Origin of the sequence: Sphingobium sp. (assembly GCA_023266575.1) — a bacterium.
In the GTDB taxonomy this organism is placed as follows: Bacteria; Pseudomonadota; Alphaproteobacteria; order Sphingomonadales; family Sphingomonadaceae; genus Sphingobium.
In genome coordinates, this window is the sequence record JAHFPV010000018.1 from 1 (window position 1) to 23002 (window position 23002).

The 23002-nt window shown below is 63.8% G+C and carries 25 protein-coding genes and 1 tRNA gene; 12 read left to right on the forward strand and 14 right to left on the reverse strand.

Translation table 11 applies throughout. From position 1 onward, the window contains the following. Nucleotides 1–144 precede the first annotated feature (144 nt). The 3 genes from Q0D44_RS15660 to lipB all read right to left on the reverse strand — a co-directional run bounded on the left by Q0D44_RS15660 (nt 145) and on the right by lipB (nt 1933). Nucleotides 145–840, reverse strand: coding sequence for a hypothetical protein (locus tag Q0D44_RS15660; RefSeq protein WP_217675466.1), 696 nt, complete (start codon nt 838–840; stop codon nt 145–147). A 69-nt stretch (nt 841–909) separates the two neighbouring features. After that, the gene (locus Q0D44_RS15665) at nt 910–1188 is read right to left on the reverse strand and encodes a hypothetical protein (RefSeq protein WP_294137855.1); all 279 of its coding nucleotides are present in this window, start codon (nt 1186–1188) and stop codon (nt 910–912) included. A gap of 49 nt (nt 1189–1237) precedes the next feature. Further along, entirely contained in the window at nt 1238–1933 is a 696-nt protein-coding gene (lipB, locus tag Q0D44_RS15670) for a lipoyl(octanoyl) transferase LipB (protein ID WP_294137857.1), read from the reverse strand. 80 nt (nt 1934–2013) lie between these two features. Between lipB and Q0D44_RS15675 the strand changes: the two genes are divergently transcribed. After that, nucleotides 2014–2808: a hypothetical protein gene (locus Q0D44_RS15675; RefSeq protein WP_294137860.1), complete on the forward strand. Its 795-nt coding sequence runs from the start codon at nt 2014–2016 to the stop codon at nt 2806–2808. Here the strand turns inward: Q0D44_RS15675 and Q0D44_RS15680 are convergent. From Q0D44_RS15680 to Q0D44_RS15690, 3 genes are read right to left on the reverse strand one after another with little or no spacing between them, the layout of a single operon-like run. Further along, nucleotides 2790–3389, reverse strand: a complete 600-nt coding sequence (locus tag Q0D44_RS15680; RefSeq protein ID WP_294137862.1) for a GNAT family N-acetyltransferase — start codon at nt 3387–3389, stop codon at nt 2790–2792. The genes Q0D44_RS15675 and Q0D44_RS15680 overlap by 19 nt on opposite strands. 5 nt (nt 3390–3394) lie before the next feature. Then, nucleotides 3395–4297 carry an oxygen-dependent coproporphyrinogen oxidase gene (gene hemF, locus Q0D44_RS15685; RefSeq protein WP_294137864.1) on the reverse strand — a complete coding sequence of 301 codons (903 nt, stop codon included), beginning with the start codon at nt 4295–4297 and terminating at the stop codon, nt 3395–3397. After that, nucleotides 4294–4764, reverse strand: a complete 471-nt coding sequence (locus Q0D44_RS15690; RefSeq protein WP_294137946.1) for a tRNA (cytidine(34)-2'-O)-methyltransferase — start codon at nt 4762–4764, stop codon at nt 4294–4296. The genes hemF and Q0D44_RS15690 overlap by 4 nt, the downstream gene beginning before the upstream one ends. A 196-nt stretch (nt 4765–4960) precedes the next feature. Here Q0D44_RS15690 and petA point away from each other — a divergent pair, with 196 nt between their 5' ends. From petA to Q0D44_RS15715, 5 genes are all read left to right on the forward strand, one after another. Next, the gene (petA, locus tag Q0D44_RS15695) at nt 4961–5527 is read left to right on the forward strand and encodes a ubiquinol-cytochrome c reductase iron-sulfur subunit (protein ID WP_006957600.1); all 567 of its coding nucleotides are present in this window, start codon (nt 4961–4963) and stop codon (nt 5525–5527) included. A gap of 11 nt (nt 5528–5538) precedes the next feature. Then, nucleotides 5539–6831: a cytochrome b/b6 gene (locus tag Q0D44_RS15700; RefSeq protein WP_119749072.1), complete on the forward strand. Its 1293-nt coding sequence runs from the start codon at nt 5539–5541 to the stop codon at nt 6829–6831. A gap of 15 nt (nt 6832–6846) precedes the next feature. Then, entirely contained in the window at nt 6847–7698 is an 852-nt protein-coding gene (locus tag Q0D44_RS15705) for a cytochrome c1 (RefSeq protein WP_294137870.1), read from the forward strand. Between the two features lie 78 nt (nt 7699–7776). After that, nucleotides 7777–8310, forward strand: a complete 534-nt coding sequence (locus Q0D44_RS15710; RefSeq protein ID WP_294137873.1) for an adenine phosphoribosyltransferase — start codon at nt 7777–7779, stop codon at nt 8308–8310. Then, nucleotides 8300–8839: a shikimate kinase gene (locus Q0D44_RS15715; RefSeq protein WP_294137876.1), complete on the forward strand. Its 540-nt coding sequence runs from the start codon at nt 8300–8302 to the stop codon at nt 8837–8839. Before Q0D44_RS15710 ends, Q0D44_RS15715 begins: the two co-directional genes overlap by 11 nt. Here Q0D44_RS15715 and Q0D44_RS15720 read toward each other — a convergent pair. Together Q0D44_RS15720 and Q0D44_RS15725 are read right to left on the reverse strand one after the other, a co-directional pair. After that, a complete protein-coding gene (locus Q0D44_RS15720) occupies nt 8834–9472 on the reverse strand; it encodes a 5'-methylthioadenosine/S-adenosylhomocysteine nucleosidase (protein ID WP_294137879.1) in 639 nt (212 codons plus the stop codon). The genes Q0D44_RS15715 and Q0D44_RS15720 overlap by 6 nt on opposite strands. Before the next feature lie 64 nt (nt 9473–9536). After that, nucleotides 9537–9611 (reverse strand) — tRNA-Val (locus Q0D44_RS15725). 128 nt (nt 9612–9739) lie between these two features. On the opposite strand from Q0D44_RS15725, the gene Q0D44_RS15730 reads away from it, so the two are divergent. Next, entirely contained in the window at nt 9740–11071 is a 1332-nt protein-coding gene (locus tag Q0D44_RS15730) for a dicarboxylate/amino acid:cation symporter (RefSeq protein WP_294137882.1), read from the forward strand. 10 nt (nt 11072–11081) lie between these two features. On the opposite strand, the gene cpdR is transcribed toward Q0D44_RS15730, so the two are convergent. Next, nucleotides 11082–11459, reverse strand: a complete 378-nt coding sequence (gene cpdR / locus Q0D44_RS15735) for a cell cycle two-component system response regulator CpdR (protein WP_017182848.1) — start codon at nt 11457–11459, stop codon at nt 11082–11084. Between the two features lie 142 nt (nt 11460–11601). On the opposite strand from cpdR, the gene Q0D44_RS15740 reads away from it, so the two are divergent. Continuing rightward, nucleotides 11602–12495, forward strand: a complete 894-nt coding sequence (locus Q0D44_RS15740) for an N-formylglutamate amidohydrolase (RefSeq protein WP_294137887.1) — start codon at nt 11602–11604, stop codon at nt 12493–12495. Nucleotides 12496–12498: 3 nt separating this feature from the next. On the opposite strand, the gene Q0D44_RS15745 is transcribed toward Q0D44_RS15740, so the two are convergent. Further along, on the reverse strand, nt 12499–14346 hold the full coding sequence (locus tag Q0D44_RS15745) for an acyltransferase family protein (protein ID WP_294137889.1): 1848 nt from the start codon (nt 14344–14346) through the stop codon (nt 12499–12501). Nucleotides 14347–14738: 392 nt separating this feature from the next. Next, complete coding sequence (locus tag Q0D44_RS15750; protein WP_294137891.1) at nt 14739–15743, reverse strand: class 1 fructose-bisphosphatase; 1005 nt, start codon at nt 15741–15743, stop codon at nt 14739–14741. Between the two features lie 217 nt (nt 15744–15960). On the opposite strand from Q0D44_RS15750, the gene Q0D44_RS15755 reads away from it, so the two are divergent. Then, nucleotides 15961–16746, forward strand: a complete 786-nt coding sequence (locus Q0D44_RS15755) for a TerC family protein (RefSeq protein WP_294137894.1) — start codon at nt 15961–15963, stop codon at nt 16744–16746. An 82-nt stretch (nt 16747–16828) separates the two neighbouring features. On the opposite strand, the gene Q0D44_RS15760 is transcribed toward Q0D44_RS15755, so the two are convergent. From Q0D44_RS15760 to rnd, 3 genes are read right to left on the reverse strand one after another with little or no spacing between them, the layout of a single operon-like run. Further along, nucleotides 16829–17218 (reverse strand): nuclear transport factor 2 family protein, encoded by a 390-nt coding sequence (locus tag Q0D44_RS15760; RefSeq protein ID WP_294137897.1) that lies wholly within the window; start codon nt 17216–17218, stop codon nt 16829–16831. 44 nt (nt 17219–17262) lie between these two features. Further along, nucleotides 17263–17544, reverse strand: a complete 282-nt coding sequence (locus Q0D44_RS15765) for an I78 family peptidase inhibitor (RefSeq protein WP_294137899.1) — start codon at nt 17542–17544, stop codon at nt 17263–17265. A gap of 6 nt (nt 17545–17550) precedes the next feature. Then, on the reverse strand, nt 17551–18717 hold the full coding sequence (rnd, locus tag Q0D44_RS15770) for a ribonuclease D (protein WP_294137900.1): 1167 nt from the start codon (nt 18715–18717) through the stop codon (nt 17551–17553). Nucleotides 18718–18842: 125 nt separating this feature from the next. On the opposite strand from rnd, the gene aspS reads away from it, so the two are divergent. From aspS to Q0D44_RS15785, 3 genes are all read left to right on the forward strand, one after another. Further along, on the forward strand, nt 18843–20627 hold the full coding sequence (gene aspS, locus Q0D44_RS15775; protein ID WP_294137901.1) for an aspartate--tRNA ligase: 1785 nt from the start codon (nt 18843–18845) through the stop codon (nt 20625–20627). A 112-nt stretch (nt 20628–20739) separates the two neighbouring features. Continuing rightward, the gene (locus Q0D44_RS15780; RefSeq protein WP_294137903.1) at nt 20740–21531 is read left to right on the forward strand and encodes a polyphosphate kinase; all 792 of its coding nucleotides are present in this window, start codon (nt 20740–20742) and stop codon (nt 21529–21531) included. An 84-nt stretch (nt 21532–21615) separates the two neighbouring features. Next, the gene (locus Q0D44_RS15785; RefSeq protein ID WP_294137905.1) at nt 21616–22929 is read left to right on the forward strand and encodes a methyl-accepting chemotaxis protein; all 1314 of its coding nucleotides are present in this window, start codon (nt 21616–21618) and stop codon (nt 22927–22929) included. Nucleotides 22930–23002 lie beyond the last annotated feature (73 nt).

Genomic DNA, 23002 nt, shown 5'->3' on the forward strand with positions numbered 1-23002 from the left:
CGCTAGAAAAATCGTCGTCCTCGCCAATCGCCTCGTTGCCGAAAATCGAACTTGGTCCCCAATCCATGCTTGACCAACAAGACAGATGCTCGACTTCGCTCGAAACGAACGGAGGTTGGGAGTTTCACCCAGAAATCATCGCGCTCAGGGCTGCGTCACGCCCGTCTGCGCATTCCATTGCTGTTGGCACGCGGGCAATAAAACGCCCTTCTTCCAACATTGGGGAGAGAAGGAGGGCATAGCGACCCGATAGTCATAACCCGGCGATCCATAATATTGCTCACCCGCGACCACGAGCGACTTTTTGATCGAGGCAAGGCCGTTGCGCGCCACTTCATGCAGCGTGCCGCGATCCGCGAAAATCGCCTGCCGCCCGACGACCGTGGCCGCCTGACAGAAACCTTTTTGCGCCTGCACCGTCGAATAGCCCGAATAGATGCGCGTGCCATATTGGTCGGACGCGGCCTGCCCCGGCCGCCCCTTGCCCACGGTGCGCTGGAAATAGCCGAGCAGCACGGTCTGCGCCGAATCAAGCTCCGCATCATGATGGGCGATCATCGCATTATAATTGCTGATCGCCAGCAGCGTCGGCTCGAACTGGCATTGCAATGCGGCGATATTGAGCGCCGCGCGCAGGTTCCATACCAGCCCGGCCTTGATCTCGGCGGCATTGGCGCCTGGCAGGCCCATCGCCGTCGCGGCGGCCGCATCGGTCAGCGGCGGTGCGGACAGGTCGGGCGGCGACCAGAAAAATTGTGCGGCGGCAGGCTGCGCCATCATTGGCGCGACGGCCAGCGCCAGACCCGCAAGGATGGGGCGCAACGGGGAACGGAAGCTCATGAAACGATACTCTCCAACGGGACGGTATATGTCCCCCTCATATTCTCTCAATCAACTAGACCTGAACCGTCACTGATCGGCCAGAACCTCGGCATCCTCACCCTGCGCTTTTTCGGCAGCGGGCTTGGCCACCGCAGCGCCCGCATTGTCGGCGGCATTGCCGCTCGGCAGCGCGACCGCCGTGCCTTCGCTCTGCACCCCGTCCAGATCGGTCATGGCGTCGGTCGCGGTGCCATCCACCACTTCCATATCCTTCATCTCGACCTTGTTGCCGCCCTTGTCGGCACTGCCACAGGCGGCAAGCGCGAACAGCATGGCGAAAGCTACGGTCATTGCGTTGCGGCGCATCCGGGTCTCCTTCAGGCCCGGCAGCCTCCGCCCGGCGAAAGGCCAGACCCTAGCGGTCCGTTCCGCATTGCTCAACCCCCGTGCCGCATCGGCCCAAGCGATTGAGAAAAGCAGGGAAATGCGCCCGTAACGCACCGTCCAGCGCGGCCATCGAGGCCGTGCCGCCCAGCGCCGCGATGCTGGTGACCGGATAGTCGCTGATCCCGCACGGCACGATGCCGGTAAAATGCGACAGATCGGGATCGACATTGATTGAAAAGCCATGGAGCGTGACCCAGCGCCGCACCCGGATGCCCAGCGCGCCGATCTTCGCCTCCCGCCCCTGTGCGTCGTCGGTCCAGATGCCGATCCGTCCTTCCGCCCGCCGCGCGGCAATGCCCAGATCGCCCAGCGCCGCGATCATCCAGCCTTCCAGATGATGGACGAAATTGCGGACATCCTTGCCGCGTTTGCCAAGGTCGATATTGAGATAGCCGATCCGCTGTCCCGGCCCATGATAGGTATAGCGCCCGCCGCGCCCGGCATCATACACGGGAAAGCGCGGGTCGATCAGTTCGGCGGGATCGGCGCTGGTCCCGGCGGTATAGAGCGGCGGATGCTCGATCAGCCAGACCCGCTCGCTCGCCTCACCCGCATGGATCGCGGCGGCGCGCGCTTCCATATCCGCCAGCGCTTGCGGGTAAGCGACCGGCGTGGCATCCACTCGCCATTCGACGTCAGCGGGAAAGGGAGGAGTTTGGCTCATGACCCTTCCTTGACTTGGGCCGGACGAGCGATCAAGTCTCGACCCAATTTTACGCAGCTATCAGGCAGGCAATTTAAGATATGGCGACGATGTCGATCGGCAAGGCATGGCAGGAGGCAGTGGCCTTCGTCGCCCGCGAAGCCACGCTGCTTTTTCCCGTTGCGCTGCTGTTCGTGGCGCTGCCGGGACTGATCCTGCAGGAAATGACCCCGCCAGAACTGGCCGCCTGGTCGCTTGCGCCCACGGCATCGACCATGCCTGCGGTTCCGGCCAGCTATTGGCTGGGGCTGATAGTAGCGGTCCTCCTCGTCTGGTTCGGGTCGCTCACCTTGTTTGCGCTGGCCCTGCGTCCCGGCATCAGCGTCGGCGAAGCCCTGCGCCTCGGCTTCCACCGCCTGCCCGTGCTGATCGGTACGGCCTTGGCCGTCATCGGCGCGCTGATGGTGGTGGTTCTAGCCGTCGTGATCGTGATGGTCCTGTTGTCGCTCGTGTCGAAGGCGCTGGCGGCGGGTCTCGCCGTTCTGCTTGGATTCGCGGTCGCCGGGGTGGCGCTGTTTGCGAGTATCCGCCTGATGCTGCTGAACCCGGTGGTGATAGACGGCAGTGCCGGCATCATGCCCTCGCTGCGGCAGGCATGGGCGCTCACCCGCGGCCATTTCTGGCGGTTGCTGGCCTTCATCCTGATCATCACCATTTTGTCGGCGATCACCAGTGCGGCGGCGCAGGCGATATTCGGCCTGCTCGGCAGTGTCATTGGTGGCGCGGATGCCGCACGGCTGGCTGGCAGCGTTGCGGGGGCCGCCATTTCGACTGTGTTGCAGGTCTATATGCTCGTCATGATCGCCCGCCTCTATCGTCAGGCGTCGGCGGCCTGATCCAGCAGCGGCACATGGCGCGCACAGTCGCGCGGTAAAATCCCGGCCAGGCGCGGATCGGCAAATATCTCGATCTCGCGCCTGGTCGGTACAAACCCCGCCTTGATGTAGAATCCCAGCGCGGCGGGACTATCGAGCGTGCAGGTGTGGACCCAGAATCGCTCCACCCCCTTGCGCCACGCCAGCGCCTTGGCCTGCGCCATCAGCCATTTACCATGGCCCTTGCCGTTCAATTGCGGCACCAGCCCGAAAAAGCCCAGTTCGCAGTCGGGCATCGCCCGGAAGTCCAGCTCCAGCAGCCCGACCTCTATGCCGCTTGGATCAGTGACCGCGTAAATCTCCACCATCGGATCATGGATGATCGCGGCCAGCGATTCGTCGCTCATCACCAGCCGCGAAAACCACAGCCATGGCTCGCCCACCCGGCGGAACAGCGCGCGATAGGTGTCGAGTTTCGGCGCCCTCCACCGCACCAGTTGCAGCGGGGCGGGCGGGATCGGCGCGGGGCGGGGACGTGTCCGCATCTCCAAATGGGTGACGACCGCCGCTACCATGCCCGGCGCGACTGTGCTCAGCCCCATCGCGCTCAGCTCCAGCTGGCCATCGGCGGCAGGCTCATCAGGATCGCGTCGATATTGCCCCCGGTCTTGAGGCCGAACAGCGTCCCCCGGTCATGCACCAGATTGAATTCGGCATAGCGACCGCGCCATTCCAGCATCTGTGCATAGTCCGCCTCGCTCCACGCATCGCCCATGCGCCGCCGCACGATCGGCGGATAGGCGTCCAGAAACGCATCGCCCACCGCGCGGGTGAAGGCGAAGTTCGCGTCGAACCCTGCATCGTCGGCACATTCGAGATGATCATAGAAAATCCCGCCGACCCCGCGATGCACACCGCGATGGGGAATGTAGAAATACTCGTCCGCCCACGCTTTGAAGCGCGGATAATGGTCCGCGTTATGCGCGTCGCAGGCGTTTTTCAGCACATCATGGAAATAGGCGGTATCCTCTTCGCGCGGCAAAGGCGGATTCAGGTCCGCGCCGCCGCCGAACCAGCTTTTGGTCGTGACCAGATAGCGCGTGTTCATATGCACGGCGGGGACATGCGGGTTGGCCATATGCGCGACCAGGCTGATGCCGGTGGCGAAGAAGGCGGGATTTTCGTCCGCGCCATGGATGGTCTGCGCGAATCCGGGGGCGAATTCGCCGCCGACGGTGGAGACATTGACCCCGACCTTCTCGAATATCTTGCCCTTCATCACGCCCCGAACGCCGCCGCCACCTTCGCCCGGTGCCTGCCCGTCGGCCTCCCTGTCCCAATGGGTATAGGCAAAGCTGGCATCGCTTCCCGCTTCCCGCTCGATCGCCTCGAACGCGGCGCAGATTCGGTCGCGCAGCGATTCGAACCATGCGCGCGCGGCCTGCTGCCGGGAATCGAGGGCAAAGGGAACGGTCGGCACAGGGGCTGGGGCTATTGGGGCAGGGGTCATTGCGGGAACTTTCCGGTCTGGCGCAGGGCTTCGGCGACGGCGATGCCCGTGGAAACGGCGATATTCAAGGATCTAAACCCCTCCGCCATAGGGATGCGGATGCGAATATCGGCGATATCGCGCACCTCTACCGGCACGCCCGCACTTTCCGATCCCATCAACAACACATCGTCGGCGCGGAATTCGACGTCGGGCAGGCGCTGGGACGCATGGGCGCTCATCAGCAGCAGACGACTGCCCTGCGCCCGCCGTTCCGCGTCGAACGCCGCGAAATTGGCGTGACGGGCAACATCGGCCGACGCGCCATAATCCATCGCGGCGCGCTTGAGGCGTGCGTCGGAGAAGGCGAATCCGGTCGGCATGATGATGTCCACCGGCACGGCGAAACAGGCCGCCAGACGCAGGATCGCGCCGACATTGCCCGCTATTTCGGGTTGGTAAAGGGCTATACGCATGACCCGCGCCATAATGCAGCGCGGCAAATTGTCATAGGGTGCGTGACTTTGCTGTTGGCAAAGAGCGCGCACTGAGGTTATCAGGCCCGCGAACCACGCCGGGGGGAAGGCGGGGCCATTTCGCATGGCTATCCGAATTCCTTGACATAAAGGTGCCGGCAACGGCGCTGCGGCGGGATCAGGGACGTTCTTGCAAGGGTTAAGGTGCATGGCGATCGTTGAACATACAGACAGCACGGGTCTATCCGGCGATGATGGGGTGCGTCGTCGCGATTTCATCAACATCGCTGCGGTGAGTTTTGCAGGAGTCGGCGCTGTTGCCGTCGTCCTGCCGTTGATCGACCAGATGAACCCCAGCGCCGACGTGCTGGCGCTTGCATCGACCGAAGTCGATCTTTCGGCGATCCAGCCGGGTCAGGCGATTAAGACCACCTTCCGCAGCCAGCCGCTCTTCGTGCGCCAGCTGACGGAAAAGGAAATCGCCGAAGCCGACAAGGTGGACGCCTCCACGCTGCGCGATCCGCAGACGCTGGAAGAGCGCACCGTTGACGGCAAGAAGCAGTGGCTGGTGACCATGGGTGTCTGCACCCATCTGGGCTGCGTGCCGCTGGGCGCGGGCGAAGGTGAGAATAAGGGCGAATATGGCGGCTATTTCTGCCCATGCCATGGTTCGTCCTACGACACCGCCGCGCGCATCCGCAAAGGCCCCGCGCCCAAGAACCTGGAAGTGCCGAAGTTCAGCTTCACTTCCGACACCGCCATTCTCGTAGGCTGAGGTAAGAAACGATGAGCTTTCCCTGGGCTGAGCAATATACGCCGAAAAATCCGGTGATGGTGTGGATCGACGAGAAGCTGCCGCTTCCGCGTCTCGCCTATAACGCCGTGGGCGCGGGCTATCCCGTGCCGCGCAACCTCAACTATTTCTGGAACTTCGGCGTATTGGCCGGTCTGGCGCTGATGATCCAGATCGTCACCGGCGTGATCATGGCCATGCATTATGGCGCGAACGATCTCGTCGCGTTCAGCACCGTCGAACAGACGATGCGCGACGTGAATGCGGGCTGGCTGATGCGCTACGCCCACGCCAACGGCGCCAGCTTCTTCTTCATCGTCGTCTATCTCCACATCTTCCGCGGCCTCTATTTCGGCTCCTACAAGGCGCCCCGCGAGATGGTGTGGCTGCTCGGCCTCGTCATCTTCCTGCTGATGATGGCGACCGCCTTCATGGGTTATGTGCTGCCCTGGGGCCAGATGTCCTACTGGGGTGCGAAGGTGATCACCGGCCTGTTCGGCGCGATCCCCGTGGTCGGCGAACCGATCCAGACCTGGCTGCTGGGCGGCTTTGCTCCCGGCAACGCTTCGCTCAACCGCTTCTTCTCGCTGCACTTCCTGCTGCCCTTCGTGATTGCCGGTGTCATCATCCTGCACATCTGGGCGCTGCATATTCCGGGCTCATCGAACCCGACCGGCGTGGAAGTGAAGGGGCCGCAGGACACTGTGCCGTTCCACCCATATTACACCGCCAAGGATGGCTTCGGCGCGGGCGTGTTCCTCATCGCCTTCTGTGCGCTGCTGTTCTTCGCTCCCAACTTCCTGGGCCACCCGGATAACTATATCGAGGCGAACCCGCTCTCGACCCCCGCGCACATCGTGCCGGAATGGTATTTCTGGCCCTTCTACGCCATCCTGCGTGCGTTCACCGTGGACTTCTTCTTCGTCCCCGCCAAGCTTTTGGGCGTGCTGGCGATGTTCGCATCGATCCTGCTGCTCTTCTTCCTGCCCTGGCTCGACACCTCGCCGGTGCGGTCGGGCAAGTATCGACCGACCTTCAACAAGTTTTTCTGGATCCTCGTCATCGACGTGCTGATCCTGGGCTGGTTGGGCGGCGCGCCGGCAGAAGAGCCGTTCGTGATGATGAGCCAGGTCGCGGCGGCCTATTATTTCGCCCACTTCCTGATCATCCTTCCGCTGATCTCGCGCTTTGAAAAGCCGCTGCCGCTGCCCGGCTCGATCACCGAGGCCGTGCTGGCAAAATATGGCAAGACCGACGGCGCAACCGTCGCGGTCCCGGCCGAATAAGGGGTAGATAAGACCATGGTTCGCATTGGCGCATTCCTCGTCGGCCTCTTCTTTGCAGGCTGGCTGTTCATCTCCTTCCTGATCGGTGCGGTGGCTTATGTCTCCGAACCGCCAGTACCGACCGTGGAAAAGGCTTTCCACAAATTGCCCAAGCATGTGGCCTATTCGTTCGACGGGCCGCTGGGTCATTATGACAAGCAGCAGCTGCAGCGCGGCTTCCAGGTGTTCAAGGAAGTCTGCTCGGCCTGCCACAGCCTGAAGTTCGTGGCGTTCCGCGATCTCGAAGCGCTTGGCTATAACGAAGCCGAAGTGAAGGCGATCGCCAAGCAGTGGGCGATCAAGACTCCGTCGGTCGATCCGGCCACGGGTGAAGCCTCCACGCGGGAACCTGTGCCGTCGGATTATTTCCCCAAGCCATTCGCGAACAATGTCGCGGCGGCGGCGGCGAACAACAATGCGATCCCGCCAGACCTGTCGCTGATGACCAAGGCCCGCCATCATGGCAGCGCCTATGTCTATTCGCTGCTGACCGGCTATCAGGCGCAGCCCGCCGAACTGCTCAAAAAGTTCCCTGATGCCAAGACGCCGGAGGGGCTGCACTACAACCCCTATTTCGCCAACCTGAACCTCGCCATGGCGCCGCCGCTGACGGCAGACGGTCAGGTGACTTATGGTCCGGGCCAGCCCAAGCCGACGGTCGACCAGATGGCGCAGGACGTCGCGGCGTTCCTGACCTGGACCGCCGAACCCAAGCTGGAAAACCGCCACCGTGCGGGTCTGGCGACGCTGATCTTCCTGCTGATCGCCACGGGCCTGGCCTATATGTCCTATCAGAATATCTGGGCGGACAAGAAAAAGGCCGCCTGACCGGCCCGTCCGACAGGACAAGCATAGCAAAGGGCGCGGTTTCTTGAGGAAGCTGCGCCCTTTGTCTATAGGGACGCCATGATCAGCGACCTGACCGACCTCATCCGCACCATTCCCGACTTTCCCAAGCCGGGCATCCAGTTTCGCGACATCACGACGCTGCTGGCCGACGGGGAGGGGCTGCGCGACCTGACCGCACGGCTGGCCGATATCGCCCGGCCACTCGACCCGGACCTGATCGTCGGCATCGAGGCGCGCGGCTTCATCCTGGGCGCAGCACTGGCGCTTGCGCTGGGCAAAGGCTTCGTGCCGGTGCGCAAGAAGGGCAAGCTGCCCGGCAAGACTGTCGGCATCGACTATGTTCTGGAATATGGCACCGATCGGCTGGAACTGCATGAAGGCCAGGTGCCGCAGGGCGCGCGCGTGCTGCTGGTCGACGATCTGATCGCCACTGGCGGCACGGCGCTGGCGGCGGCGCAACTGCTGCGCGAACAGGGGGCCAGCGTCTTGATGGCGCTGTTCGCGATCGACCTGCCCGATCTCGGCGGCATGGCGGCACTGGAGGCAGACGGCATCGTCGCTCACGCGATCATGACGTTCGATGGCCATTGAGACGACCCCGACCCTGGTCTTTCTCTATGGCCCCGCAGCGGCCGGCAAGCTGACGATTGCGCGGATCGTTGCTGACCGCACCGGACTTGCGCTGTTTCATAACCATCTGGTCGTGGACGCGGTCGCAGCCCTCTTTCCGTTTGGATCGCCGGAGTTTGTAAGGCTGCGGGAGCGATTTTGGATTGAGGCGATGGTAGCCGCCATTGATGCGGGGCGTTCGCTGATCTTTACCTTTGCGCCGGAACCCAGCGTTGCGCCTGATTTCCCGCAGCGCCTGCAATCGCTGGTGGAGGCGGCAGGCGGGAAAATGCGCTTCATCGCGCTGACCGTCGCGGCTGATGTGCAGGATGGGCGGATTGCCGATCCCGACCGCGCTGCATTTGGCAAGTTGCGCTCGCTCGATCTGTTGCGCGCCATTCGCGCCGATTGCGATCGCTGCATGGCCGTCATGCCAGCGCCGTCACTGACCCTCGACACCGGCCTGATGTCGCCCGAACAAGCGGCCGAGCGCATCGTTGCTCTGCTATAGGTTGCGGCCCGCGTGCGAACGCAGCGCTGTCTCCAGTCCATCCACCGCAACAGCCAGCCGTTCGTCCAGCAGGCCCAGCAACGCCGTCCAGCCATGGATATGCTCTAACTCACCCGGCCCATCGGAAATGCCACGCAGCCCCATCAACGGCACGCCATAGCGGGCGCAGGCGCGGGCTACCGCGAACGTCTCCATGTCCACCATGTCGGCGTCGATCGCGGCATAGTCATCGCCACCCACGATATTGGCACCGGTCGACAGCCGCGCAGTCGGCAACGTCAATGGCGTCACCAGCGGCAGGTCGACCGGATGATCGACAAAGGGCGTCACGCCCTTCACGAACCCTAGTCGCGACGCATCCATGTCGCGCCATGACACGCTGGCGACCTGCACCACCTCACCCAGCCCACACACCCGCGATCCGGCCGAGCCCAGACACACGACCAGATCGGGCAGGGCATCCGCCCGCGCCATGTCATGCAGCGCAACGCCGGTCGCCAGCGCCGCCTCGATCGGACCCACGCCCGTCATCAGCGGCGCGAATCGGGCGCGCAACTGCGGCCCATATTCCGCCTCCGCCGCCATCACGAACAACAGGCGCTGGTTTGAAATCGTCTCGCAAACCGGGATCATCTGGTCCTCCGCCTGTGACAAAAGAGAAAGCCCGCCACCTGAAAACAGGCGACGGGCTTTGTCATGGTGGGCGTAGCAAGGATTGAACTTGCGACCCCTGCGATGTCAACACAGTGCTCTACCACTGAGCTATACGCCCACGGGAGTTGGGCCAATAGCCGGGGGACTGGAGCTGCGCAAGCGGGAAATTGCAGGGCTGCGACATTCTTCTGGACAGCGCAGGGACGGCCCATATGCTGCGGCGCAAACAGGGGGACGCCAAGACATATGCTGCCATCGCCATCCTCGCCGATCCAGACGACGCCGCGTCTGCCATGGTATCGCCAGCTCTATGTCCAGGTGTTGATCGCGATCGCGCTGGGCGTGGCGATCGGCCATTTCTTCCCCGATATGGGCGTGCAGCTAAAGCCGCTGGGCGACGCCTTCATCAAGCTGGTGAAGATGATCATCGCCCCGGTCATTTTCCTGACCATCGTCACCGGCATTGCGGGGATGAAGGAACTGGGCGCGATCGGCCGGGTCGCGGCCAAGGCCTTCGCCTATTTCCTGACCTTTTCGACGCTCGCGCTCATTGTCGGGCTGATCGTCGCCAATCTGGTGCAACCGGGCGCGGGTCTCAATATCGATCCGGCCAGTCTGGATGCGGGCAAGGTCGCCGACTTCGCGCACAAGGCGCATGAAACCACGCTTACCGGCTTCCTGATGAGTATCATCCCCGCAACCATGGTGTCGGCGGTCGCGGACGGCAACATATTGCAAGTCCTGTTTGTCGCTATCTTGTTCGGCATTGCGCTGACTATGATCGGGGACAAGGCTGCGCCGCTGATGGCGGTCCTCGAATCGGCCAGCCATGCCGTGTTCAAGCTGGTCGCCTTCCTGATGAAGGCGGCGCCGGTCGGGGCGTTCGGCGCGATGGCCTTCACCATCGGCGAATATGGCGTCGGTACGCTTGCCAATCTGGCCGGGCTGGTCGCGACCTTCTACCTGACCTCGCTGCTGTTCGTTCTCGTCGTGCTGGGCACCGTCGCACGGCTGGCGGGCTTCAACATCCTGCACCTCATCCGCTACCTCAAGGCCGAATTGCTGCTCGTGCTGGGGACATCCTCCTCCGAAGCGGCGCTGCCCAGCCTGATCGAGAAGATGGAGCGGGCCGGGTGCCGCAAGTCGGTGGTCGGGCTGGTCGTGCCGACCGGTTACAGCTTCAACCTGGACGGCACCAACATCTATATGACGCTGGCGGCCCTGTTCATCGCGCAGGCGTGCAATGTCGATCTCACCCTGCAACAGCAGGTTTTGCTGCTGCTGGTGGCGATGATCTCGTCCAAGGGTGCAGCGGGTGTGACCGGTGCGGGCTTCATCACCCTGGCAGCAACGCTGTCGATCGTGCCGTCGGTGCCGGTCGCGGGCATGGCTTTGATATTGGGCGTCGATCGCTTCATGAGCGAGGTAAGGGCGCTCACCAACTTCGTCGGCAATGCCGTCGCAACGGTGGTGGTGTCGGCCTGGGAAAAGGGACTGGACCGGGAGCGATTCGCCGCCGCCATGGCCGGCATCCCGCTCAACCCAACGCCTGATATGGAGGAAGTGATCGAGGATTGAGGAGCGGGGTTCAGTTCAGCCCGGTCAGGCTCTCGCTGCCGAACATCCGTTCGACTTCCAGCACCAGATCGCGCAGGTGGAACGGCTTGGACAGCACCTTGGCCTGCGGCACCGCTTTCCCGGCTTTCAGCGTCACGGCGGCAAAGCCAGTGATGAACATGATCCGCATGTCCGGGGCTACGGACGCTGCGTGCTGCGCCAGTTCTATCCCGTCCATTTCGGGCATCACGATATCGGTCAGCAACAGGTCGAACCGGTCAGACGCAATATGCGGCAGGGCTTCCGTGCCGGTCGCCACAGCCACAACCTCATAGCCGGACCGTTCCAGCGCGCGCGCCAGATAGACCCGCATACTCTCATCATCTTCGGCCAGTAATATGCGAACCATTGCGCCAGCTACTCTTGTTGCCGTTTCCGGCTTGTCCCCCATGCCCCCGTCAGGGTGGCGTCCCTGACCGATATATGCGACAAGGTGTAAATATTATCCAGCCGAGTAACCATTTTTGGGCAGGCTGGTGAAAGGAGCCTCGTTGGATCGTCCCGCGCCGCATCCTCCCGCCCGGACAGAGGCGGGTTTCGACCGATTTGGCCCCGCCATCCCCGACCGGCCCATCATCCTCTCCGTGCCCCATGCCGGGCGCGACTACCCGTCCGAACTGCTGGCACAGGCGCGGGTGCGGCGGCAGCAGTTGCAACGGCTGGAGGATCGCTGGGCCGACCTGCTGGTCCATCCGCTGATCGCGTGCGGCTTTACCGTGGTCGTCGCCCGCGCCCCTCGCGCACTGATCGACCTCAATCGCCATGAGCGCGAAATCGACCCTGCCATGCTGGTCGGCGTGCCGCGCGATGCCGCGCTTCAGAGCAGCGTGAAGCTGCGCGGCGGACTGGGCCTCATTCCCCGCCGCATGGTCGGCGCGCATGAATTATGGCACAAGCCCGTCACGTGGAGCGAGGCGCAACGCCGGATCGAAACGATCCACCGGCCCTATCATGCCGAACTGGCCCGGTTGATGACGGCGGCGCGCGACGCCCATGGCCATGCGATCCTGATCGACCTTCATTCCATGCCGCCCTTGCCGCCACCTGCCGCCGGGCAGGTCGCGCCGGGCATCGTGCTGGGCGATCGTTTCGGGCGCAGCGCCTCCGCCCGGCTGATGACGCTGGCGGCGGATGTCGCCGCTGGCCATGGCATCGTCGCGGCGCAAAATCATCCCTATGCGGGCGATCATCTGATCGAACGCCATGGTCGGCCTGCGTGCGGGCTGCACGCGATTCAGATAGAGGTGGACCGCAGCCTTTATCTGGATGACGCGCTGGATCAGCCGGGACCGGGGCTGGCCCGGATGCAGGGGATCATCACGGCCATCGCCCAAGCGCTGGCGAACGAATTGCCGCGCGCTCACTATGCGATGGCGGCCGAATAGGGTTCAGCCACCGCGCGCAATCACCAGCCGCGCGCCCGCTACGCTCAGATGGTGCGAATCGAAATAGAGCGGCTTGCCGTCGCGCTCGATCGCGCAGTGCCGGGCATCGCACAGCGCCGCGACCGGATCGATCAGCCGGACCCCACGCGCCTGCCATCGCGCAAACAGCGCGCGCAAATGGACGGTGCGTCCGTCCACCCAGGATCGCGCTACACCCTCCGCCTGAGCCAGCCGCCCCGCACGCGCTAGATGGGCAAGGCGGCGCGGCACGTCGAAGGGCTGCGGCGGCACCGGGCCGATCAGCACGACCTCCCGTCCCGCCGCCCGGATCGCGGCGATGGTGCGGTCCAGTCTGGCGACAAAGCCGGGATCGTCAAAATCACCATTGGCCCAGAAGGCGGCCAGATAGACGCGGCGGATGGCCGGATCGGCGCGCAACGCCGCAAAGGCGGCGCGATTGGCCGCTGCGCAGCGCGCATCCTTGGGCGCATCATAGCCCAGCACCGGCGGGCAACTGGACGTCGTGCGCTGCACCAGCGCCCGCCCTTGCGCCTTGCCCTCCAGCGCCAGCGCATAGGCGAGTTCCACCCCATGGCTGTCGCCCCACAGCATCGCATCGGGCGCGACCGCCGCGCCCAGCACGCAGGCGGGCGCGCCACGGGCGAATATGTCGTGGCAGCGTTTGCGCTCCGGGCTGATGTCGCTACGCCCCGCCGCCTGCGCCAGCACCGTCGGCGCAAATCGCGACGGCCATGGTCCCGCCGCCAGCAAGGCCAGCGACAGGCCGCACAGCAGCGCCATCGTCGCGCCGGTGAAGCGAAAGATCGTCCGCGCCGGAACCGCCTGCGAATCGCGGAACGGGCGTTCGACGAAGCGCCAGGACAGGATCGCCGCGATCACCGACCCGGCGATCACGGCGATGCACGTCCAGCCCGCCACCGCCATGTCGGTGGCATATTCGGTGAACACGATGACCGGCCAGTGCCACAGATAGAGCGAGTAGGAGACAAGGCCCACTCCCACGAGCGGCGACCAGCCGAGCAACCGCCCGGCGCTGGTCCCCGGCGCGCTATGGATCAGCGCGGCCGCACCCAGTACCGGGGCGAGGGCGGCGATACCGGGGAACAAAGTGTCGCGATCATAGCAGGTGACGGCCAGCGCAATGGCGGCGATCCCGCCCCATGCCACCCCCTCACGCAACCAGCGGCCCCGCAACGCAGGCACCGCCCCCAACGCCAATAAAGCCCCGGCAAATAACTCCCAGGCACGGGTCGGCAGCAGGTAGAAAGCAAAACCGCTGGTATCGCGCTGCATCGCGATCGACAGCGCCAATGATCCTGCCGCGATGATCACCACCACCCCCGTGCGCCAGCGCGGGGCGAAGCGGGCGATGATCATCAGCAGGATCGGGAAGCCGATATAATATTGCTCCTCCACCGCCAGCGACCATGTGTGGAGCAGCGGCTTGACGTCCGCGCCGCCCGCAAAATAGCCGGTGTCGGTGAAAAACCACAGGTTGGAGGCAAACAAGGTCGCGGCCAGCGCGGATCGCGGCACGCCCTCCAGATTGCCGGGCAGATAGAGAAGGGCGCTCAAGCCCACCACGACCAGGATCATCAAGCCCAGCGCCGGGACAATCCGCCGGAAGCGCCGCTCGTAGAAGCGGGTCAGCGAGAAGCGGCCTTCATCGACTTCGCGGGCGATGATGCCGGTGATCAGATAGCCCGATATGACGAAAAAAATGTCGACGCCGACATAACCGCCGCCAAAGCCCGGCACATGGGCATGGAACAGCAGCACCGGCAGAATCGCCAAGGCCCGCAGTCCGTCAATGTCGCGGCGATAATGCATTGGCCCCGCTTAGGGACAAAGCCCTGACATTTGCTTTACCGCGACTCGATTCGGGGCGCGGATGGTTAAAATGTCGGCAAGCGATTGCAATTTTCGCAATCGCGCTTTCATCCTTCGCATTTGCGAAAATTTTACCCAGGCGACAGAAAGACTGTGCCTTTCAGGCATCCTCTCCTAAACTTTTTGGGCTGGTCTGCGGATCGGCCCTTTTTTTTGGTCTCGGCTTGGGCTAGGCCGATTGGGCTACAGCCGCGCCATATAACATGTTTCTGGAGAGGGGCCGCCGGTAAGACCGGCAAGGCGAGGCCATAGCAAGGGGGATTGAGCGACATTTCGCTCTCCCCCACTTTCTCTACCCATGACCATCGCCGGACAGGAACGCCGCGAAGCGACTATTCCCGTCCATAGGCCGTGACCAATTCCACCTCCGCCTTGTCGCCCAGCACCACGCCGACGCGCTGGTGCAGGCTGGTGGCGTCCACGTCCAAGATCGGGATGAAGCCGTCTGTGGCCGCGCCGCCTGCCTGCTCGATCAGATAGCTCATCGGATTGGCTTCATACATCAGGCGCAGCCGCGCCTTGCCCGGCGTGCGGTGGTCGGCGGGATACATGAAGATGCCGCCGCGCTTGAGGATGCGGTGGACGTCGGCGACCATGGAGGCGGTCCAGCGCATGTTATAATCCACGCCGCACGGCCCTTCGGCCCCCATCACCCGCTCCTCGATATAGCGGGAGACGCCGGGCGACCATTGGCGGCGGTTGGACATGTTGATCGCAAATTCGCACTTGCCCTGCGGCATCTTCATGTCGCGATCGGTCATGACCCAGCTGCCGACTTCGCGGTCCAGCGTGAATTCATGCACGCCCGTGCCGACGCTCAGCACCAGCAGCGTCTGCGGCCCATAAATGGCATAGCCCGCCGCGACCTGCGCCCGGCCGTTCTGGAGGAAATCCTCCTCCGTCACTTCGCGCCCGGCACATTCGTCGGGGGCTTTCAGCACCGAAAAGATCGTGCCGACCGACAGGTCGACGTCGATATTGCTGGACCCGTCGATCGGATCGAACAGCAGCAGATATTCGCCCTTGGGATAGCGATTGGGGATGCGGTGGATCGTCTCCATCTCCTCGGACGCCATTGCGGCCAGATGCCCGCCCCATTCATTGGCGTCGAGCAGCAGTTCGTTGGCGATCACGTCCAGCTTCTTCTGCACCTCGCCCTGCACATTTTCGCTGTCCAGACTGCCCAGCACTTCACCCAGCGCACCCTTGCTGACCGAATGGCTGATCGTCTTGCACGCGCGCGCCACGGTTTCGATCAGCAGGCGCAATTCAGCGGGCAGCGCATTGGCCAGCCGCTGCTGTTCGATCAGGAAACGGGTGAGGGTGGTTCTGGCCATGGGCTGCCTTTCGCTTGGGACTGGAGCGCCGCAGCCATCGCCGCAGCATGAAAAGGAGAACGCGCCTTCGCTAAGCGACTGGGCCCGCCGCGTCCAGTCGATTGGGCGACAGTTTTGCCGATGATAGCGCGCCCATGTGACAAAGTGTGTCGCAGGGAACCGGGGGACCTTCCTGTCGTTGCGATGGCGTGCCGAAAAACCGGACGGAAGGATCAATATGGACAGCCTGCTTACCGCCTTTACCGATCCCACCGCCTTGGCCGCGCTTGTCGCGCTGGTGGTGATGGAAGTGGTGCTGGGCATCGACAATCTGGTGTTCATTTCGATCCTGACCAACAAACTGCCCGAACATCAACGGCAAAAGGCGCGCCGCATCGGCATCGGCCTGGCGCTCGGTATGCGCCTCGTCCTGCTGTCGATGATCGCCTGGATCGTCGGCCTGACTGCGCCTGTGTTTAATCTGGGGATTGTCGGCCCACTCAACCAATATGGCGCGCCGACGTTCGAGACCGAATTTTCCTGGCGCGACCTGATCCTCATCGCGGGCGGCCTGTTCCTGATCTGGAAGGCGACCAAGGAAATCCACCACAGCGTCGATCCGGCGGGCGGCGACGATGTGCTGGACAAGAAGAGCGTGGCCACGATCACCTTCGGCAGCGCGATCGTGCAGATCATCCTGCTCGACATGATCTTCTCGCTCGATTCGATCCTGACCGCCGTGGGCATGACGGATAATCTGGCGGTGATGGTCATCGCCGTGCTGGTGGCGGTGGGCGCAATGGTGCTGGCGGCCGACCCGCTCGCCAACTTCATCGCCCGCAATCCGACCGTGGTGATGCTGGCGCTCGGCTTCCTGCTGATGATCGGCGCGGTGCTGATCGCTGACGGGTTCGGCGTGCATGTGCCAAAGGGCTATATCTATGCGGCGATGGCGTTCTCGACGCTGGTCGAGTGCCTCAACATCTTTGCCCGCCGGGCGCAGGCGAGAAAGTCTGCGCAATAAGGGGATAGGGCGCTATTGAGGGGCGCTGTTCCCCGTCCCGCACGTCGCCGGGGAACAGGCAAACGGTCCGCAACCATCCCGATCAGGCCAGCGTCAGAAAAAGCTCCGCCTCGATCATCCACGCGCCACCCATTTCGCGCCATTTGGCACTGTAGGTGCCGGAAGCCAGCATTGCGCCGCTGCCTGTGGCCACGCCCTGCCAATGGCCCTGTTCCATCGCGATGGGTTCCACCGGCGACACAAGGATCGTGTCGGGCGTGCGGGTATAGATCAGCCGCTCTTTGGCCGCAAATTCGCGTTTCCAGGCGATCAGTTGCGCCTTGCGTCCGGTGATAAGGGCGCTGTCGGTGCCGGCGACCAGCACGACATTGGGGGCAAGCAGCGGGCCGATCGCGCTGAGGTTCGCGTCGGCCAGCGCGCGGTTGAAGGTCGCGCGGGCCATGCGGATGGCGAGGTCGGCGGTCGCGGTCATGGATGACTGTCCTAAGGCCCGCTCGAAGCGAACGGCTGTAGTGTTTACCCGCACCGCGCCGATGTGATCAGCATCGCCTCGTCATAGCTGACGGTCAGTCGGTCGGGGCGGAAGTCCATCGTCATCGCTATGCCGGGGCCGCCCCAGCGCAGCGTCCTGGCACCCGATGCGGCCAGCAGCGCCGCGCCGGTTTCCGCGCTCGCCTTCTGCCCGGTGAAGCGGGCGAGGGCGTCATGGTTGCACGCGCCGTTCGCGATCGGGGGCGGCGTGGCGGTGGCGCAGGCGGTGAGCGCAAGCGCGCCGGTCAGGGACAGGATGCGGTGCATGGTGGTTTACTCCGTCCGCGTCATCTTCAGCCGCCCGCCCTTGACCGCAAAGGCCAGCCGCCCCTCGACCAGATCAACCGCATCACGACCATATTGTTCGTAGCGCCAGCCTTCCAGGATCGAGAGGTCGCTCCGCACCCCCGCCGCCAACGCTTCAATATCGTCGCTCCGCGCCAGCAAACGCGACGCGACATTGATGTCGCGCGACCGGATCTTGAGCAGCAGCTTGAGCAGATCGGCGACCAGCGCCCCATCCTTGCCCAGACCCGGACGGCGCGGCTCGCGGTCGGGCATTTCGTCCTTGGCCAGCGGCTGCTGCTTGCCCAGCGCCGCCATCAGCCGCGCGCCGATATCATTGGTCCGCCAGGTGGCGGACAGGCCGCGCACCTTGCCCAGATCCTCTTGGCTACGCGGCGGGTGGCTGGCGATGTCGGCCAGCGTTTCATCCTTGACGATGCGCCCGCGCGGCAGATTCTTCTCCTGCGCCTCAATCTCGCGCCACGCCGCCAGCGCTTTCAACCGCCCCAGCACATCGGCCTTCTTGCTGGCGATGCGGACGCGCTTCCACGCATCTTCGGGCAGCGTCTCATAATGGCTGGGATCGCTGATCCGCTCCATTTCCTGGTCCAGCCAGTCGCCGCGCCCGGTCTTGCGCAATTCTTCCAGCATCTTGGGGAAAATCTGGATGAGGTAGGTGACGTCGCCGATCGCATAGTCGATCTGGCGCTTGTCGAGCGGGCGGCGCGCCCAGTCGGTAAAGCGCGCGCCCTTGTCCAGCTGCACGCCCAGCCATGCCTCGACCAGATTTCCGTAGCCAATCTGTTCGCCCAGCCCCAATGCCATCGCGGCGATCTGCGTATCGAACATCGGGTGCGGGGTCTTGCCGGTCAGATTGTGGACAATCTCGATGTCCTGCCCGCCGGCATGAAAGATTTTCAGCACATCCTCATTATCGACCATCAGGTCGAGCAGGGGCTTCAAATCGATGCCCGGTGCCTTGGGGTCGATGGCGGCGGCTTCGTCCGCGTCGGCCACCTGGATCAGGCAGAGTTCGGGCCAATAGCTGTTTTCGCGCATGAATTCCGTGTCGATGGCGACATAGGGGGATTTGGCGATGCGGGCGCAAAAATCGGAAAGTGTCTTGCTGTCGGTAATCAGCGGATGGATTTGCATATGGTCATCGATCTTATTATGGGCAGGCCCGCTCCCTGGCGGGCTGGTCGTAGTGACCTTATGCCCATAGCCTGCCGTCAGGGCTTTGTCATTTCCGTAAAACGAAGCTGAAAGACCAAAACGCCATGCACGCCTATCGCACCCATACTTGCGGCGCCCTTCGTGAAGCTGATGTCGCCGCGACCGTGCGCCTGTCCGGCTGGGTGCATCGCAAGCGCGACCATGGCGGGGTGCTGTTCGTCGATCTGCGCGACCATTATGGCATTACCCAGGTGGTGGCGAAGGCGGACAGCGACGCGCTGCGCGTGCTGGAGGGGCTGCGGCTCGAATCGGTGGTGACGATCGACGGCGCGGTCGTGGCGCGCGGTCCCGAAGCGACCAATCCCAAAATGGAAACCGGCACGATCGAGGTCGTCGCCGACGCCGTCACCGTGCTGTCGACCGCCGCCGAACTGCCGCTGCCGGTGGCGGGCGAGCAGGACTATCCTGAAGATATCCGCCTGCGTTACCGCTTCCTCGACCTGCGGCGCGAGACGCTGCACGCCAATATCGTCAAGCGGACCAAGATCATTTCGGACATGCGCCGCCGCATGGAAGGCGCAGGCTTTACCGAATATTCGACGCCGATCCTGACCGCGTCCAGCCCGGAAGGCGCGCGCGACTTTCTGGTCCCCAGCCGCATCCATCCGGGCAAATTCTACGCCCTGCCGCAGGCCCCGCAGCAATATAAGCAGCTGCTGATGGTGGCAGGCTTCGACCGCTATTTCCAGATCGCCCCCTGCTTCCGCGATGAAGATCCGCGCGCCGACCGGCTGCCGGGCGAATTCTACCAGCTCGACCTGGAGATGAGCTTCGTCACCCAGGAAGAAGTGTGGGACACGATGGAGCCGGTGATCGCCCAGGTGTTCGAACAATTTGCCGATGGCAAGCCGGTCACGCCAGCGGGCAGCTTCCCGCGCATCCCGCACGCTGAGGCATTGCTAAAATATGGCAGCGACAAGCCGGACCTGCGCAACCCGATCATCATTCAGGATGTGACCGACCATTTCGTCGGCTCCGGCTTCGGCATCTTTGCCAGCCTGGTCGAAAGCGGCAGCGTGATCCGTGCCGTCCCGGCACCGGGCGCTGGCGCTGGCAGCCGCAAATTCTTCGATGAAATGAACAATTGGGCGCGGGGCGAGGGCTATTCGGGCCTTGGCTATATCAACATCAAGGACGGCGTGCCCGGCGGCCCGATCGCCAAGAACCATGGCGAGGAAGCGACCGCCAAGCTGGTCGCGGCGCTGGGCCTTGGCGCCAATGATGGTGTATTTTTCGCCGCTGGCAAGGAATCGCAGGCGGCCAAGCTGGCTGGCCTCGCCCGTAACCGTGTGGCCGAGACGCTCGACCTCATCGACAAGGACCGGTTCGACCTGTGCTGGATCGTCGACTTCCCCTTCTACGAATATGATGAGGACACAAAGTCGGTCGATTTCGCGCACAACCCCTTCTCTATGCCGCAGGGTGGCCTCGATGCGCTGAACAATCAGGACCCGCTGACCATCAATGCGTTCCAATATGACATGGTCTGCAACGGGTTCGAGATCGCGTCGGGTTCGATCCGCAACCAGTCGCCAGAGCTGATGGTCAAGGCGTTCGAGCTTGTCGGCCTGTCCCAACAGGATGTCGAGGATCGCTTCGGCGGCCTCTATCGCGCCTTCCAATATGGCGCGCCGCCCCATGGTGGCATGGCCGCGGGCGTCGACCGCATCGTGATGCTGCTGTGCGGCGCGCAGAATCTGCGCGAAATCACGCTGTTCCCGATGAACCAGAAGGCCGAGGACCTGCTGATGGGCGCGCCCAGCGCCGCCGAATTCAAGCAGCTGCGCGAATTGCATGTCCGCGTGGTGGAGCCGCAGGCCAAGGGGTGAGTTTTCCTTTTTCGTCATGCTGAACTTGCTTCAGCATCCAGGGTGTCGGACACAGTCTCTGTCGCCCTGGATGCCGGATCTGGTCCGGCATGACGATTGAGGATTGCTGCCCATGACCATCGACCTTGCGACCCACGAATCCGCGCCGAAATATGACGGCGATTATGACGCCACTCTGGCCGCGCTTCAGCAGCGCCTCGCCAAGATTCAGGTCGCCCATATCCTGCACAAGCGCCGCAGCGTCATCTTGCTGGAGGGCTGGGACGCGGCGGGGAAGGGTGGCATCATCAAGCGGATGTCGGCCGACTGGGACCCGCGCTACTATCAGGTCCATCCCATCGCCGCCCCCAATGAGGTGGAGCGGGATCATCATTTCCTCTGGCGTTTCTGGACGCGCTTGCCCGCCAGCGGCAATATCGCGATCTTCGACCGCAGCTGGTATGGCCGGGTGCTGGTGGAGCGGGTCGAGGGCTTTGCCAAGAAGGCCGACTGGAAACGCGGCTATGACGAGATCAATGCCTTTGAAAAGCAGCAGATCGACGCGGGCATGAACATCGTCAAACTGTTCGTCCACATCACTCAGGAAACGCAGGACAAGCAACTGGCCGAGCGGCTTGATGTGCCGTGGAAGCGCTGGAAAACCGGCGCCGACGATTATCGCAACCGGGCGAAACGCGCCGACTATCTGGACGCGATGCACGCCATGTTCAAAAAGACCGACACGAAACATGCGCCCTGGCACGTCATCGACAATAATCACCGCAAGGGCGGCCGCATCGCCGCGCTCACCTATATGGCGGAACGGCTGGAGGCGCTGGTGCCGATGGATTTTCCGGCGGCCGACCCGGCGGTGGTGAAACTGGCCAAGCAGGCTTTTGGCTACCAGCCCGCTAAATCCGAATAAAATACAGCAAAAACAGACGCTTGTAACAAAAGTGTCATGAAATTCTAACGGCTCGTTTACCATTGGGCGGCTAAGGCTTTGGCCATGTTTCACGCCCCTATATCCACACCTGATGCACCCGGCCTGGCCGAGTTGCCATTGGCGCAGGACAAGCCGGTGATCCGGCTGGGGCGTCCGCTCAGTGAGGCGGTGGATTGTTTCCAGCAGGATTCCGCCCTGCGCCTGCTGCCGGTGCTGGACGCACGCAACAGGCCTGTCGGCGCAATTTATGAGCGCGACATGCGCCGCATCCTGTTCAATCCCTTCGGCCATGCCCTGCTGCGCAACCCCAGTTTCGGCGGGCGGCTGGATGATCATGTCCGCCCTTGCGCTCATGTGGACCGGCGCGCGAGCGTGGACAGGCTGGTCGATCTCTATGCCGCGCAGGGGACCGCGTGCGAGGGGCTGATCGTGACCGATGATGGGCGCTATGCCGGGGTGCTGGACGGCACCCTGCTGCTGCGACTGACCGCGCAGCGCGACACGCGGGTGGCGCTGGCGCGGTCGGAACGGATCGAACAGATCCGGCGGGAAAGCGCCAGCTTTCAGGGCGATGTCGCCCTGTTGATCGCGGACATGGTGGCGATGGCCGATCAGTTGTCGGCGCTCGCGAGCCAAGCGGCCGAGCGCGCGGCGGGCGATGGCGCGGACAGCGCGGCTATGGCGGTGGCCGCCGCGCAGACGGCCGATCGTCTGGCGGGCATCGCGGCGGGCGGCGTCGAACTGGGCCAGATATTTCAGGCGATGGACAGCGAGGCGCGTGACGCTGGCGCTGCGATGCGCGACGCCGCCGCGCGCAGCCGCGCAGGCATGGCGCAGGGTGAGGCGCTGCGAACCGAGACAGAGAATATTGGCGAGGTCGTCGCCCTGATCGACAGCATTGCGGGCGCAACGGCGATGCTGGCGCTCAACGCCAGCATCGAGGCGGCGCGCGCGGGCGAGGCAGGGCAGGGCTTTGCCGTCGTCGCGCGCGAGGTAAAGTCGCTGGCGCAACAGACGCGCGATGCCGCAGCGGGCATTGCCGGGCGGATCGCGCATGTCCGCGCGACCGTGGCCGATGTGGCGGCGGGGCATATGCATATGGACGCGGCCATGACCCGTGCCGACCGACTGTCCGCCGCCCTGTTCGACGCGGTTGCCCGGCAGGCCGCCTTCAGCCGCGCCATTGCCGACAGCGTGGCGGAGGCAGGGTCCTCCAGCGATCATATCCGTACCGGGGCGCAGGCGATCAGCGGCAATGCGGATGCGACCGTGCTGGGCGCGCGGGCCATGCAATCGGTCGCGCAAAGGCTGGCCGGGGAAGCCCATCGGCTGGAGGCGCGCGCGGGCGGTTTCATCATGGCGATCCGCGCAACCTGACGATCGGCAGAAATCCCTCTGGCATCGCGCGCAAATGGCGATAGGCTGTGCATCCATAAAAAGGAGAGGAAGC

Coding starts and splice junctions, on each gene's coding strand:
- Q0D44_RS15660 (WP_217675466.1), bottom strand. CDS start 840: ATGAGCTTCCGTTCCCCGTTGCGCCCCATCCTTGCGGGTCTGGCGCTG.
- Q0D44_RS15665 (WP_294137855.1), bottom strand. CDS start 1,188: ATGCGCCGCAACGCAATGACCGTAGCTTTCGCCATGCTGTTCGCGCTT.
- lipB (WP_294137857.1), bottom strand. CDS start 1,933: ATGAGCCAAACTCCTCCCTTTCCCGCTGACGTCGAATGGCGAGTGGAT.
- Q0D44_RS15675 (WP_294137860.1), top strand. CDS start 2,014: ATGGCGACGATGTCGATCGGCAAGGCATGGCAGGAGGCAGTGGCCTTC.
- Q0D44_RS15680 (WP_294137862.1), bottom strand. CDS start 3,389: ATGGGGCTGAGCACAGTCGCGCCGGGCATGGTAGCGGCGGTCGTCACC.
- hemF (WP_294137864.1), bottom strand. CDS start 4,297: ATGACCCCTGCCCCAATAGCCCCAGCCCCTGTGCCGACCGTTCCCTTT.
- Q0D44_RS15690 (WP_294137946.1), bottom strand. CDS start 4,764: ATGGCGCGGGTCATGCGTATAGCCCTTTACCAACCCGAAATAGCGGGC.
- petA (WP_006957600.1), top strand. CDS start 4,961: ATGGCGATCGTTGAACATACAGACAGCACGGGTCTATCCGGCGATGAT.
- Q0D44_RS15700 (WP_119749072.1), top strand. CDS start 5,539: ATGAGCTTTCCCTGGGCTGAGCAATATACGCCGAAAAATCCGGTGATG.
- Q0D44_RS15705 (WP_294137870.1), top strand. CDS start 6,847: ATGGTTCGCATTGGCGCATTCCTCGTCGGCCTCTTCTTTGCAGGCTGG.
- Q0D44_RS15710 (WP_294137873.1), top strand. CDS start 7,777: ATGATCAGCGACCTGACCGACCTCATCCGCACCATTCCCGACTTTCCC.
- Q0D44_RS15715 (WP_294137876.1), top strand. CDS start 8,300: ATGGCCATTGAGACGACCCCGACCCTGGTCTTTCTCTATGGCCCCGCA.
- Q0D44_RS15720 (WP_294137879.1), bottom strand. CDS start 9,472: ATGATCCCGGTTTGCGAGACGATTTCAAACCAGCGCCTGTTGTTCGTG.
- Q0D44_RS15730 (WP_294137882.1), top strand. CDS start 9,740: ATGCTGCCATCGCCATCCTCGCCGATCCAGACGACGCCGCGTCTGCCA.
- cpdR (WP_017182848.1), bottom strand. CDS start 11,459: ATGGTTCGCATATTACTGGCCGAAGATGATGAGAGTATGCGGGTCTAT.
- Q0D44_RS15745 (WP_294137889.1), bottom strand. CDS start 14,346: ATGCATTATCGCCGCGACATTGACGGACTGCGGGCCTTGGCGATTCTG.
- Q0D44_RS15750 (WP_294137891.1), bottom strand. CDS start 15,743: ATGGCCAGAACCACCCTCACCCGTTTCCTGATCGAACAGCAGCGGCTG.
- Q0D44_RS15755 (WP_294137894.1), top strand. CDS start 15,961: ATGGACAGCCTGCTTACCGCCTTTACCGATCCCACCGCCTTGGCCGCG.
- Q0D44_RS15760 (WP_294137897.1), bottom strand. CDS start 17,218: ATGACCGCGACCGCCGACCTCGCCATCCGCATGGCCCGCGCGACCTTC.
- Q0D44_RS15765 (WP_294137899.1), bottom strand. CDS start 17,544: ATGCACCGCATCCTGTCCCTGACCGGCGCGCTTGCGCTCACCGCCTGC.
- rnd (WP_294137900.1), bottom strand. CDS start 18,717: ATGCAAATCCATCCGCTGATTACCGACAGCAAGACACTTTCCGATTTT.
- aspS (WP_294137901.1), top strand. CDS start 18,843: ATGCACGCCTATCGCACCCATACTTGCGGCGCCCTTCGTGAAGCTGAT.
- Q0D44_RS15780 (WP_294137903.1), top strand. CDS start 20,740: ATGACCATCGACCTTGCGACCCACGAATCCGCGCCGAAATATGACGGC.
- Q0D44_RS15785 (WP_294137905.1), top strand. CDS start 21,616: ATGTTTCACGCCCCTATATCCACACCTGATGCACCCGGCCTGGCCGAG.